The 12,689-nt window shown below is 70.7% G+C and carries 11 protein-coding genes; 7 read left to right on the forward strand and 4 right to left on the reverse strand.

Translation table 11 applies throughout. The features are described from left to right. Window positions 1-36 precede the first annotated feature (36 nt). The gene (locus tag PD653B2_RS03500) at window positions 37-2,397 is read left to right on the forward strand and encodes an ATP-binding cassette domain-containing protein (protein WP_085870935.1); all 2,361 of its coding nucleotides are present in this window, start codon (window positions 37-39) and stop codon (window positions 2,395-2,397) included. Window positions 2,398-2,472: 75 nt separating this feature from the next. On the opposite strand, the gene PD653B2_RS03505 is transcribed toward PD653B2_RS03500, so the two are convergent. Next, window positions 2,473-3,906, reverse strand: coding sequence for a PQQ-binding-like beta-propeller repeat protein (locus PD653B2_RS03505; RefSeq protein WP_165763311.1), 1,434 nt, complete (start codon window positions 3,904-3,906; stop codon window positions 2,473-2,475). A gap of 258 nt (window positions 3,907-4,164) precedes the next feature. Here PD653B2_RS03505 and PD653B2_RS03510 point away from each other — a divergent pair, with 258 nt between their 5' ends. Genes PD653B2_RS03510 through PD653B2_RS03525 form a run of 4 tightly spaced genes read left to right on the forward strand, consistent with a single transcriptional unit; the run spans window position 4,165 to window position 9,070 of the window. Then, window positions 4,165-7,218, forward strand: coding sequence for a FimB/Mfa2 family fimbrial subunit (locus PD653B2_RS03510; RefSeq protein ID WP_085870937.1), 3,054 nt, complete (start codon window positions 4,165-4,167; stop codon window positions 7,216-7,218). A gap of 2 nt (window positions 7,219-7,220) precedes the next feature. Further along, window positions 7,221-7,808 carry a copper resistance CopC family protein gene (locus tag PD653B2_RS03515; protein WP_133058891.1) on the forward strand — a complete coding sequence of 196 codons (588 nt, stop codon included), beginning with the start codon at window positions 7,221-7,223 and terminating at the stop codon, window positions 7,806-7,808. Window positions 7,809-7,818: 10 nt separating this feature from the next. Beyond that, entirely contained in the window at window positions 7,819-8,559 is a 741-nt protein-coding gene (gene lepB, locus PD653B2_RS03520; protein WP_242665120.1) for a signal peptidase I, read from the forward strand. A gap of 19 nt (window positions 8,560-8,578) precedes the next feature. Beyond that, window positions 8,579-9,070: a VOC family protein gene (locus PD653B2_RS03525; protein ID WP_085870940.1), complete on the forward strand. Its 492-nt coding sequence runs from the start codon at window positions 8,579-8,581 to the stop codon at window positions 9,068-9,070. Window positions 9,071-9,078: 8 nt separating this feature from the next. Here PD653B2_RS03525 and PD653B2_RS03530 read toward each other — a convergent pair whose 3' ends face one another. Both PD653B2_RS03530 and PD653B2_RS03535 read right to left on the reverse strand, forming a co-directional pair. Then, a complete protein-coding gene (locus PD653B2_RS03530) occupies window positions 9,079-9,948 on the reverse strand; it encodes an LLM class F420-dependent oxidoreductase (RefSeq protein WP_085870941.1) in 870 nt (289 codons plus the stop codon). Between the two features lie 10 nt (window positions 9,949-9,958). After that, complete coding sequence (locus PD653B2_RS03535) at window positions 9,959-10,672, reverse strand: M50 family metallopeptidase (protein WP_207559257.1); 714 nt, start codon at window positions 10,670-10,672, stop codon at window positions 9,959-9,961. A 55-nt stretch (window positions 10,673-10,727) separates the two neighbouring features. Here PD653B2_RS03535 and PD653B2_RS03540 point away from each other — a divergent pair, with 55 nt between their 5' ends. Further along, window positions 10,728-10,940, forward strand: a complete 213-nt coding sequence (locus PD653B2_RS03540) for a hypothetical protein (protein ID WP_085870943.1) — start codon at window positions 10,728-10,730, stop codon at window positions 10,938-10,940. On the opposite strand, the gene PD653B2_RS03545 is transcribed toward PD653B2_RS03540, so the two are convergent. Further along, entirely contained in the window at window positions 10,941-12,155 is a 1,215-nt protein-coding gene (locus PD653B2_RS03545) for a putative glycoside hydrolase (protein WP_085870944.1), read from the reverse strand. It abuts the gene before it with no gap. Between the two features lie 120 nt (window positions 12,156-12,275). On the opposite strand from PD653B2_RS03545, the gene PD653B2_RS03550 reads away from it, so the two are divergent. Further along, on the forward strand, window positions 12,276-12,683 hold the full coding sequence (locus PD653B2_RS03550; protein WP_085870945.1) for a hypothetical protein: 408 nt from the start codon (window positions 12,276-12,278) through the stop codon (window positions 12,681-12,683). The last annotated feature ends 6 nt before the right edge of the window (window positions 12,684-12,689 follow it).

The raw sequence follows: 12,689 nt of genomic DNA on the forward strand, positions 1-12,689 counted from the left end.
GACGGCGTTCGCGGACCTGCCCGCCGACCCCGCCCGATGACCGGGCCCGACCACCACGACCGGATCCGCGTGCACGGCGCGCGGGTCAACAACCTCAAGGACGTCCAGGTCGAGATCCCGAAGCGGAGGCTGACGGCGTTCACCGGGGTCTCCGGCTCGGGCAAGAGCTCCCTCGTCTTCGGCACCATCGCGGCGGAGTCGCAGCGGCTGATCAACGAGACCTACAGCTCGTTCGTGCAGGGCTTCATGCCGACGCTCGCGCGCCCGGACGTCGACGTGCTGGAGGGGCTGACCACGGCGATCCTCGTCGACCAGGAGCGGATGGGGGCCAACCCGCGCTCCACGGTCGGCACGGCCACCGACGCCCACGCGATGCTGCGGATCGTCTTCAGCCGGCTGGGCGAGCCCCACATCGGCTCGCCCCAGGCGTACTCCTTCAACGTCGCGTCCGTGAGCGGGTCGGGCGCGGTGAAGCACTCGAAGGGCGGTCGGGAGGTCAAGGAGCGCGTCAGCTTCAGCATCACCGGCGGGATGTGCCCGCGGTGCGAGGGCCGCGGCTCGGTCAGCGACGTCGACCTGACCGCGCTGTACGACGACTCGAAGTCGCTCAACGAGGGCGCGCTCACGATCCCGGGCTACAGCATGGAGGGCTGGTACGGCCGCATCTACCGCGGCTGCGGCTACTTCGACCCCGACAAGCCGATCGGCACGTTCACCGAGAAGGAGCTGGGCGACCTCCTCTACCGGGCGCCGACCAAGATCAAGGTCGACGGGATCAACCTGACGTACGCCGGGCTCATCCCGCAGATCCAGAAGTCGTTCCTGGCCAAGGACGTCGAGGCGATGCAGCCGCACATCCGCGCCTTCGTGGAGCGGGCGATCACGTTCACGACCTGCCCCGACTGCGGCGGCACCCGGCTCAACGAGGCCGCCCGGTCCTCCACGATCCAAGGCGTCAGCATCGCCGACGCCTGCGCGATGCAGATCAGCGACCTGGCCGACTGGGTGCGCGGCATCGACGACGCGTCGGTCGCGCCGCTGCTGAAGTCGCTGGGGGAGACCCTCGACTCGTTCGTGGACATCGGGCTCGGCTACCTCTCGCTCGACCGGCCCGCGGGCACGCTGTCCGGCGGCGAGGCGCAGCGCACCAAGATGATCCGCCACCTCGGCTCCTCGCTCACCGACGTGACGTACGTCTTCGACGAGCCGTCCATCGGCCTGCATCCACACGACATCGCCCGGATGAACGCTCTGCTGCTGCAGCTACGCGACAAGGGCAACACCGTGCTCGTCGTCGAGCACAAGCCGGAGATGATCGAGATCGCCGACCACGTCGTCGACCTCGGCCCGGGCGCCGGGTCCGCCGGGGGAGAGGTGGTGTTCGAGGGCACCGTCGAGGAGCTGCGCACCAGCGGCACGACGACCGGACGCCACCTCGACGACCGCGCGTCGCTCAAGGACGACGTCCGCGCGCCGACGGGTGCGCTGGAGGTCCGCGGCGCCACGACCAACAACCTCCGAGACGTCGACGTGGACATCCCGCTCGGCGTGCTGGTCGTCCTGACCGGCGTCGCCGGCTCCGGCAAGAGCTCGCTGGTCCGCGGCTCCGTCGAGGGCCGCGACGGCGTGGTGTCGATCGACCAGTCCGGCATCAAGGGCTCGCGCCGCAGCAACCCCGCGACGTACACCGGGCTGCTCGACCCGATCCGCAAGGCGTTCGCGAAGGCGAACGGCGTGAAGCCGGCGCTCTTCAGCGCCAACTCCGAGGGCGCCTGCCCGAACTGCAACGGCGCCGGTGTCATCTACACCGACCTGGCGATGATGGCCGGCGTCGCCACCACCTGCGAGGTCTGCGAGGGCAAACGGTTCCAGGCCGACGTCCTCGTCCACCAGCTCGGCGGCAAGGACATCAACGAGGTGCTCGAGATGTCCGTCAGCGACGCCGAGACGTTCTTCGCCGATGGCGAGGCGAGCCTCCCGGCCGCCCACAAGATCCTGGCCCGGCTCGCCGAGGTCGGCCTGGGCTACCTGACGATCGGCCAGCCGCTCCCGACGCTGTCCGGTGGTGAGCGCCAGCGGCTCAAGCTGGCCACCCAGATGGCAGACCAGGGCGACGTCTACGTCCTCGACGAGCCGACCACGGGCCTGCACCTGGCCGACGTCGACAACCTGCTCGCGATGCTCGACCGCCTGGTCGACTCCGGCAAGTCGGTCGTTGTCATCGAGCACCACCAGGCCGTGATGGCGCACGCCGACTGGATCATCGACCTCGGCCCGGGCGCCGGCCACGACGGCGGCACGGTCGTCTTCGAGGGAACGCCCGCAGAGCTGGTCCGGAAGCGAGCCACGCTCACCGGGGAGTACCTCGCGGCGTACGTCGGAGCGGGGCCAGTCTGAGCGTGAATATTGTGCCGATAACTGACATTATGTCAACTGTTGGACATCTGGCGCTCCCCGCTTCTCCGAAGAACGTCAGTCGCCCGTCCTCAGCAGCGCCGCGAGGACGCGGTCGTCGGGCGAGCCGTACCGGTTGACCTGGAGCACATCGCCGTCGTCGAGGTACGTCTCGGCGAAGTCCATGGCGTACCGATAGGCGCCCGTGGCCGGCAGCGTCCAGTGTCGGCGCGGCTGACCGGTCTCGTAGTCGATCTCCCAGATCCGGTTGTCGTAGTCGACCGAGGTGCGGACGTAGACGCTGCTGCGGTCCGGCGTGATCGACACGACGTCCATGCTCGGCGCGGCCACCGCCCGGAGCGCCTTCGGCACCTGCCACCGCCAGATCGCCGCACCCGTCGCCAGGTCGTAGCGCACCAGGGAGGTGAAACCGACGTGGTCGGACAGCTCGAACGGAGAGAAGACGTCGCCCTCCCCTGCGACCAGCACCTGCGTGGGCCCGTAGTACTCCGCGAAACCGGGCATCCCCGGCCCGCCGGGCCGCATGCTGTCGGCGCGGACCAGCACCCCCGGGTTCTGCAGGTCACCGGTCTCGGCGTCGACTCCGCGGAGGCGGAAGAGCTTCGGGCCGCCCCGCACCGCCATGTCCTGCACGGTGCCGGGGAGCTCGTCACTGAGGTAGAGGTAGTGGCCTCGGTGCCCGGGTGAGTTCGCCTCGTCCGTCAGCGAGCGCAGGGGGCGGTGCCACACCTCCTCGACCTGGCTGTCGTCGACGACCCGGAAGCCGAGAAGGCCACCGTTGCGGTCGTCCGGGCCACCGCGGGAGCTCCCGTCGCTGTGCTCGCGGTAGCGCACCATGAAGACGTCCGTGCCGGGGATCAGCTGGAGGGCGCTGACCGAGTAGTCACGCCGGCCCGGCAGCAAGGCGGGCAGCTCGCCCACGCTGCTCGAGCTCCCGTCGTCCTCGAGCACCTGTAGCTGCCCGCCGGAGTCGAGCCAGTAGACGCGCTCCCCCAGCCTCCACAGCGACGAGTTGCTCGCGAGCCCGAAGCCTGCCGACCCCTCCGGCAGCGAGGCGTACTCATCGACCACCTCTCCCGTTTCGAGGTCGTACGCCGTGAAGTTGCCGCACAGCTCGCCGCCGCCGTGGTTGAGCACGACCGTGGTCGCCGTCGGCGACGGGACCACCAGGTCGCAGACCGTGTCCCCGCCGGGAAGGGCGGACCGCATCGCGACGTGCCAGACCAGCTCACCGGTGGCGCGATCCAGCTCGTAGAGGTTGGCGTGCGTGTCTCCGAAGAGGACCACGTCGTCGGTGAACGCCGCCTGCACCTCGGCGGAGACGGACTCGGACCGGTACGTCGGCTGAGCGAGGGTCTTGACCATGTCCAGCTCGTCCCCGAGCGGCTCGTCGACCCAGTCCTGCCCGGTCAACCAGTCCGGTTCCGGATCCTCGGCCGGCGCAGCGGACGAGGCACCTTCCGACTCGGGCTCGGGGCTCGGCGTCGCCACCCGAGCAGGCGGACAGGCAGGCCGCGAGCAGCACCGCCGTGGTGGTGGCGATGACCGTCCTACGTGCATCCATGCCCCGGGTTCTTCCCCGCGCGGAGCCGGTCGAACCCGAGCAACTCGTCCGCACCTGGGGTCGGCCTTGGTCCAGACCGCCCGGTCGCGCTGGTTTCGCGCCGTAACCGCTCGGCAACGCTGATCGTTGCGACAGGCACCCACGCAGGTTTCGACGAGGCCCACGAGGCCACCAAGGCGGTCGACATGTTCAGGTACCAGCGGCGCGCGGCCCTGGGCGCCGCTCTCGCGCTCGGCACGGCACTCGCACTCCTCCTCCCGGTCCAGGGCGGCCAGGTCGCCTCGGCGGCGGACCCGAACGAGTCCACCCTGGGCGCTCCCCCGGCCGACTCGACGAAGCCGGTGACCCAGAAGGCCACGTGGACCGGCACCTTCGCCGGCACCGGCGCCCTCGACCCGTCGGCGTGCGCCGAAGGCGTGACCTGCGACTCCGAGACACTGCACCTGACGATCCCGGCCACCTTCTGGAAGAGCCACAGCGGCTCGCTCTCGGCGCGGATCGACTGGACCGACTCCAGCGCCGACCTCGACCTCTACGTGTACGACGCCCAGGGCGCGCTCGTCTCCCAGTCGGCGAGCAGCGGCGGCACCAGCGAGGAGACCACGCTCGGGCAGCTCCCGCCCGGCGACTACACCGTCACCGCCGTCAGCTTCGCGGCGCTCCCGGCCACGACGTACTCCGGCACCGTGTCGCTGACCAGCCAGAAGCTCGTCACGGCGATGACGCTGCCCGAGAACCGCGACACCCTCATGGACGACCTGACGGTGAAGTACCCGCTCCGGGTGGTGTTCGTCGGGCGGACGCCGACCAAGGAGCAGGTCGCCGAGCTGAAGAAGTGGCTCCCGAGCCAGTACCAGCCCACGGTCGCCAACGTCGCCGGGGCCCCCAGCCCCGACGGTCTCCTCAGCACCGCCTCCGGCCTGCTGAACTGGAACCGCGGCGCCTTCGCCGCCGGCCAGGACCCCTACTTCCTCGGCACCCGCTTCCGGTACGACGTGCACGTCTACGCGGCCACCAAGGCCTACAGCCAGGCGCTGTTCGCGACCGCGAGGAAGCACACGGCCCAGGACCAGACGTTCCACGACCCGACCATGACCGCCCAGCTCGTGAAGTACGACGAGTCGTTCGGCCAGTACCGCCTCGTCGACAAGTCCGGCATCGACTACCAGGTCGCCGACCCGAGCAAGGTCGACATGGTCGACGCCTACGCCGTCGAGGACTGGATGTGGAAGTCCCGGACCGACGAGAAGTGGGCCTGCGCCTTCCGTGACCTCGACACGAAGAAGTGCGCCAGCGCGCGGATCCTCCAGGACACGCCGGGCTACCACGACCCCTACTACGACAAGCACGGGCTGGACCTCGACCGGATGCCCCAGGGCGTCAACAAGGGCAGCACCTACCTCTTCCTCGACACCTTCACCCCGCCCTGGGCGGCCTCCCACTTCCGGCCGACGGCGTACCACACGTGGACCACCGACAAGGTGATCGACGGCCAGATCATCCAGAAGCCCGTCGCTGAGGGCGGCTCGTGGCGGGTCACCGACCCCGACACCGACGGGTGGTCGGGCGTCGACTTCGCCCGCACCTGGGGCGGCCGCTACCGCTGGCACTTCTTCGACATCGGTGCGGCGCCCAACAACTACGAGAGCGCCGCTTGGCTGAGCAAGGGTGCCGACGCCATGTCCAGCGACTTCCCGATGGGCGACCCGCCGGTGTGGCAGTACGAGAACGACCCCCAGTGGCAGCAGGACCCCTGCCCGGCGAGCGCTCCCGACTACCTGGGCGACCCGACGCCGTGCACGATGTTCCCCCGCCTCGCGCGCGACGTCTCGTACGGCCTGTTCTTCCGCTCGACCGCCGGCTACCTCTACCGACCGATCCCCCAGGGCGACGTCTACTGGCTGGCGACCACCAACTTCACCGACTTCTACTCCCGGCCGCAGTGGGTCAACGGCGCCCCGGTCTCCGGCGACTACGGCAGCTGGTGGACCAACCCGAGCAAGCTCTACAAGATCGACTCGGTGAAGAAGAAGACCCACGACGACACGCTGCGCTGGCTTTCGTCGGCGATGCCCTACGTGCGCTGGGTGGGCCGCAAGGGCGAGGTCATCCCGCTCTACGACCCCGAGACCGGCAAGAGGACCGGCTCGCTCGACACGTCACCCAAGTACGCCGACCTGCCGGCGCCCGAGTACCACGTCCGCCAGAGCGGCGCCGACGTCGACCTGGTGCCTGAACCGCTCTACGACGGCGAGCACGTCATCAAGACCAACAGCGACGGCTCGACCATCGACCTGACGGAGTTCCAGAACCAGATCGAGAAGGCGAAGGCCTCCGGCCTGCTGGGCGCGACGTACGACGACTCGGTGAACACCGACATCATCCGCGACTACATCGACGCCCACCGCAGGGGTATGGCCGATGTCGTCCCGGGCCTCGGCACCGTGCCCTCACTGAACATGACCTTCGAGAAGGCCTACACGTGGGCGCTCCCGGCGATCGTCGGCGGCATCGCGCTCGCCGGCGCCGACGGCAACGCGTGGGGCGTGTTCAACAACGTGAACGACCGCTTCAAGTCCTGCGCGGCCAACTACCCCGTCTACGACCCGTCGGTGAACCAGGACGGCGACAAGGTCTCGCTCCTCCCCTGCTCGCCGACCCAGGAGACCGGCACCGGCTTCAGCTACACGATCGAGCACGAGGCCGCCCACAACCTCGGCCTCTCCCACCCGCACGACGGGTCGTACGGCGTGGAGCGCTGCCCCGAGGGCGGGCCGAACGCCGGCGAGTGGAAGTGCTACTGGGCCGGGCTCGGCTGGGTCATGGACGTCTCGGCCGCGCCGACGACGTACGCGATGGACTACCGCCCCTACGAGGTCGAGGACCAGGACCAGCTCCAGCGCGGCCACGTGGCGGAGTACCTGCTGGCCGGGCAGGAGGCGCTCAGCCGCCTGCTCGCCTCCGAGAGCGCCGACGGCCGCACCACGCCGGACCGGAAGTTCCACCGCCGCTACGCGAACTACCAGGAGTTCAAGGCCGTCGCGGTGCGACTCTTCAAGCGCGGCGACTACCTGCACGCCGAGTACGCCGCCCGCAACGCGGCGCTCGCGGCCCGCGGGGTGCCGCAGACCCGTGCCAACACGGTGAGCCCGACCCTGCTCCAGGCGGGCCAGGTCTACTACTGGCGGATCCACCCACAGTCGACCGCACGACTCCCCTACGCGCACCGGCGCGGCTGACCGTGCCCGACCGGACCCGCCGGTGGCGACGTCGCGCAGGAGCGCTGGCGGCGATGGCGGGTGCGGTGCTGCTGGTCCTCCTGCCGGCGGCGCCGGGCGACGCCCACGCGACGGCCGTGGCCGCCTGGCCCGCCCCCGGTCAGGTGCTCGTCGCGGCGCCCGACCGGATCACCATCGAGTTCAGCGCCGAGGTCGCGCCGCAGGTGGACGTGGCCGTGGTCGCGCCCGACGGGCAGTCGCTGACGGCGGGTGACCCCGTCGTCGAGGGCCGCTACGTCACCCAGCTGCTGCGCGACTCCGACCAGTCCGGCGCGTACGTCGCGGCCTTCCACGTGGTCGCCGTGGACCTCCACCCGATCATGGCCCGCGTCGACTACCGGGTCGACCCCGGCGGTGAGGCGACGGTGAACCCCGCGGGCGACCCGCCCGACCTCCGGGCGACCTCCGCGGTCGCCCCAGCGAGCCGGGTCACGACCGCCGACGAGGGTTCGGGTCCGCTGCGCTGGTGGGGCACCTTCCTGGTCGTGGGCCTGGGCGCGCTCGTCGCGCTCGGGGTACGCCTTGCCTCGCGGCGGTCACCCAGCGTCTAGGCTCGGCTCCGTGACGACGGACGGCTCGGGGACGGCGAAGACCAAGAAGCCGCACCGGCCGCTCTGGCAGGAGACCATCCTGCTGCTCGTCATCGCCGTCGCCCTGGCGCTGGTGCTCAAGACGTTCTTCGTGCAGGCGTTCTACATCCCGTCGCCCTCGATGGTCCCCGGGCTGGTGAAGAACGACCGGATCCTGGTCGAGAAGCCGTCCTACTGGTTCGGCGGGACCCCGCAGCGCGGCGACGTCGTGGTGTTCCAGGACCCCGGCGACTGGCTGCAGGAGGACAAGGTCGGGCCGGTCGGTGCGATCCCGACCGTGATGTCCAAGATCGGCCTCTACCCCGCTGGCGGCCACCTCGTGAAGCGGGTGATCGGCGTCGCCGGTGACACCATCGTCTGCTGCGACGACCAGGGCCGGTTGTCGGTCAACGGCTACCCGCTCGACGAGGACGACTTCGTCAACAACCCCGACTCCGAGGACTGCCGCGGCCCCGAGGGCCCCGGCGACTGCGACTGGACGGCCGGCCCGGTGCCCGACGGCAAGCTCTTCGTGATGGGCGACAACCGCGCGGACTCCGCGGACTCGAGCTTCCACCTGTGCGCGCCGAAGGAGGCGGGCTGCGTCCCCGGTGACGAGTACATCGACGAGGACCTCGTCGTGGGCCGGGTCTTCGCGGTGCTCTGGCCCCGCGACCACATCACCTGGCTGCACCGGCCGGACACGTTCGCCGACGTTCCGGACGCCGACTGACCGGGGGTAGCGTCTCCTCATGACCGACCTGGCAGCCGTGCACACCCAGCGGGAGCGGATCCGCGCGACGTACCTCTCCCCCGAGTCCTCCCGGCCGGCGCCGTCGGCCCGCGGCCTGCATCACGTCGCCCTGGTGAGCGGCGACGTCGAGCGGACCGTGCGGTTCTACCAGGAGCTGCTGGAGTTCCCGCTCACGGAGATCATCGAGAACCGCGACTACGCGGGCTCCAGCCACTTCTTCTTCGACATCGGCAACGGCAACCTGATCGCGTTCTTCGACTTCCCGGGCCTCGACCTCGGGCCGTACGCCGAGGTGATCGGCGGCCTCCACCACCTGGCGATCTCGGTCGAGCCGGCGCGGTGGCAGCACCTCAAGGCCAAGCTCGACGAGGCCGGCATCCAGTACATCAGCGAGAGCGGCACCTCGATCTACTTCCGCGACCCCGACGGCGCGCGGCTGGAGCTGATCGCCGACCCGCTCGGCGAGATGTACGGCACCAAGGTCGTCTAGCGTCCTGCTCAGATCTCGGCCAGCCGCGGAAGCACGTCCTCGCAGACCGCGGTGGTCCAGCCGACCGGGTCGTCGGTGGGCGGCATCAGCGTGACGAGGGAGATGCCGAGCGCCGCGTACTCCTCCATGGACCGCACGAAGCCGTCGCGGTCGGCAACCGGGTCGGCCATCGCGATCATCGTCTTCTCGATCGCGTCGTAGTCGCGGCCCAGGTCGTCGCAGTGGCCGCGCAACACCTCGAGCTTGTGGCGGACCACGTCGGGGCTCTCGCCGAAGAGGTTGCAGGCGTCGGCGTACTGCGCCACCATCCGCAGCGTCTTCCTCTCCCCGCTGCCGCCGATCAGGATCGGCGGGTGCGGCTGCTGCACCGGGGGCGGCACGCAGACGGTCTCGGCGAGCTGGAAGTGCTTGCCCTGGTAGGGGCCGTCGTCGTCGCTCCACATCTGGTTGCAGATCTGGAGGGTTTCCTCGAGCCACTCGAAGCGGTCGCTGGTCGACGGGAAGGTGACCCCCAGACCGGCGTGCTCCCGGTCGTACCACGCGGCACCGATGCCGAGCATCGCCCGACCCCGGGACAGCACGTCGAGGGTCGTGACGATCTTGGCGAGCAACCCGGGATAGCGGTACGTCGTGCCCGTGACGAGCAGGCTCAGGCGGACGTTCTCGGTCTGGCCGGCGAGGTAGCCGAGCGTCGTGTAGCCCTCCAGCATCGGCTCGGGCGGGCCGCCGAGGTTCTCCATCTGGAACCAGTGGTCCATGACGGTGAAGAGCGAGGCACCTCCCTGGTCGGCGACCCGGGCGGTCTCGGTCAGCCGGTCGGCCAGCCGCGTCTGCCAGTCGGGGTGGGAGAAGTTCGCGTAGTGGATACCGATGCGCACATCGGCGACCCTACGCCGGAGCCCACAACCAGCGACCGCCCTGCACGAGGCACGCCAACGTCACGGCGCCGAACACCAGCACCCACACGGTCCCGGGCACGCGGGTGAGCCTGGCCAACTGGTCGGCGTCCGAGGTGCGTGCCCCTCCCCGGCGGCGCTGCAGCTGGAGCTCGACCACCGGGCGTGGCGCGGCCAGCAGGAGGAGCCAGGCGCCTGCGTAGGCGACCAGGGTCTGCAGCGCCCCGCTCCCCCACCAGCTCACCGCGAACACCGCCAGTCCTGCGACGCCGACGACGTAGAGGCCGTAGAAGTTGCGGATCTGGAGCAGCAGGAGCGCCAGGAGGAGGACCGCGAGCCAGAGCACGGCGAGGGCATGCTGACGGCTGAGCAGGTACGCCGCGCCGAGACCGAGCAGCGCGGGCCCGACGTACCCGGCGAACGCGGTGACGACCATGCCCGGGCCGGTCGGCTTCCCTCGCGACACGGTGAGCCCGGACGTGTCGGAGTGGAGGCGGATGCCCGACAGCCGGCGCCCGCTAAGCAGCGCGGCCACCCCGTGCGCGCCCTCGTGCGCGATCGTGACGACGTGTCGCACCAGCGGCCAGAAGCAGACCACCAGGAGCGCGGCGACCACGGCCGAGACGACCACACCGCCGCGATCGAGCGGCGCCTGGGTGCCGGCGACGTCGTCCCAGATCGAGGCGAGGACGTCGGTGGCGGTCACCCGACCAGCCTGCCGGACGCGCGTACGCCGGCGGCGCACTGGGTACGCGGGACCCATGAGCAACGAGAAGAGCGAAGCCATGCAGGCGGTCGTCGACCGCGTCTCCTCCTACCAGGACGGCGCGCCCGAGGGCACGGTGGAGAAGGAGCTGCGCGACGGGTTCGGCGAGGCCGGTGTGGAGGTCTCCGACGAGGACGTCACCAAGCTGGCCGCCGCGATCGAGGCCGAGCACGGCGCGGTGTCGGTCGAGCAGGTCCTGGCCGGCTGATCAGCGCCGGAGGACGGCCCCCGACAGGGGCGGCAGGACGATCTCGGTGACCCGGCGGCCGCTCGGCTTCTCGTAGGCACGGGCCAACTGCACGTCGTGCCAGCTGGTCGTCGGGTTCACGAGCACGAGGCCGGCGGTGTACGGGCGTCGCCACGTCCCGTCGGGCAGCCGCTGGCGCGGCGCGACGGGAAGGCCGATGTCGATGACGGCGCGCGGCACCCAGTGGTCGGTGAACGGCTCCGCCGGGACGAACATGCTCGAGCCGGTGCGGCCGTTCCAGGTGAGCAGCCAGGTCGCTCTGCTGTACGTCACCGCCCCGAAGTCGCCGCGGTTGCTGTAGGTGACCGAGAGCAGCGGCACGTCGCGGTCGGCGCACCAGGCGGCGAGCTCCATCTTCCACTGCCAGTCGGCCCCCACGAACCGGGGTCCGGCGCTGTCGAGGCCCCACTTCACGGCGTACTCGTTCTCCCAACCGGACACGTACGGCGTCCAGTCGGTCATCACGTCGCGCCAGGTGTTCCACTCGACGGTCACGTTCGGGATGGCCAGGAAGCCGTTGCGCTTGATCCGGGTCGCCACCTCGCGCAGGAAGGACCCGGTCGCGTCGTACATCGCCGCGTCGGTCGGGATCTCGACCGGGACCCGGCCGCCGGCGGTGTCGTGGCTCAGGTAGGTCAGGGTGTCGTCCATCATCACGCCGTCCCAGTCGCCGCGACGCAGCTCGGCGAGCACGTTGTCGGCCCAGCGGTCCTGGTACGCCGGGTCGGCGATGTCCGTCGGGAAGAGACCCGCCCAGTCCGACCACTCCACGATCTGCCCGTCCTGGCCGTGCAGCAGCCAGCCGGCCTCCGCGGCCTCCTGGTAGGAGACCCCGGTCGCGAAGACGCCGGACTCGTGCGGCACCTTCACGGCCGCCGATGTGTCCTTGTACATGAGCACGGTGAGGTGCGGGTTCTTCTCCTTGAGCGCCGGGATGCGGGCGTGCTCCCACGGCTGCATCACCACGTAGTTGCCGCGCCAGGCGTCGGGGGTGGCGTCGAGGTCACCCCAGTCGAGCGCCAGCACGCCGGCCGAGTCGCTCACCGTCGGGTGCCGCGCCGAGCCCGCCGGCAGCACGCCGGACATGAGCAGGGTCAACGCGCCGACGACCACCACAGCGGTCGCGCGCCAGGTCCGGAAGTCCTGCATCTCGTCCTCCCGAGCCCGATGCAGCATGGATCGCACACCGACAGCCGTGCAGCGGTCGGTCCCCCACTGCCCGCAAGTGTGGCCCTCCCGGGGCCGATCTGCGAGCAGCAGGCGTGCCCGGCGCGGCGAGTGGGTACCCCGAGCCGCATGGATGCCGCTGTCGTGGACGCACTGGGCAGGCTCTCGGAGGCACTGGAGGCGGTCGAGGTGGCGCGCGGCCACCTCTACGCGTTCCACCGGCTGTCCGGCACCGCCGACCTGACCGCCGGCGAGGCCGTCGAGATGCTCCGCGAGGCGGGCCACGGCGGCCTCGCCGACCGGATCGAGCGGGAGCTGATCGGGCGCAACGTGCTGCCCGGGCGCTGGACCTTCCAGATCGTCGAGGAGTACGACGACGGCTACTACGCGACGTTCAAGGAGCTCGAGCGCGCGGCCCGCGACGAGCTCGCCTCGGGGCGGCGGCACCTCTACGAAGCGCGGATGAAGGAGGACCGGCGCACCCACGGGGCGCCCGGCCACGAGGCGACACCCGCTGACCTTCCTGCCGAGCACTGAGTACGT

The sequence above is a fragment of the Nocardioides sp. PD653-B2 genome, from assembly GCF_002117935.1.
GTDB lineage: Bacteria > Actinomycetota > Actinomycetes > Propionibacteriales > Nocardioidaceae > Nocardioides.

Coding starts and splice junctions, on each gene's coding strand:
- PD653B2_RS03500 (WP_085870935.1), top strand. CDS start 37: ATGACCGGGCCCGACCACCACGACCGGATCCGCGTGCACGGCGCGCGG.
- PD653B2_RS03510 (WP_085870937.1), top strand. CDS start 4,165: ATGTTCAGGTACCAGCGGCGCGCGGCCCTGGGCGCCGCTCTCGCGCTC.
- PD653B2_RS03525 (WP_085870940.1), top strand. CDS start 8,579: ATGACCGACCTGGCAGCCGTGCACACCCAGCGGGAGCGGATCCGCGCG.
- PD653B2_RS03540 (WP_085870943.1), top strand. CDS start 10,728: ATGAGCAACGAGAAGAGCGAAGCCATGCAGGCGGTCGTCGACCGCGTC.
- PD653B2_RS03545 (WP_085870944.1), bottom strand. CDS start 12,155: ATGCTGCATCGGGCTCGGGAGGACGAGATGCAGGACTTCCGGACCTGG.
- PD653B2_RS03550 (WP_085870945.1), top strand. CDS start 12,276: ATGGATGCCGCTGTCGTGGACGCACTGGGCAGGCTCTCGGAGGCACTG.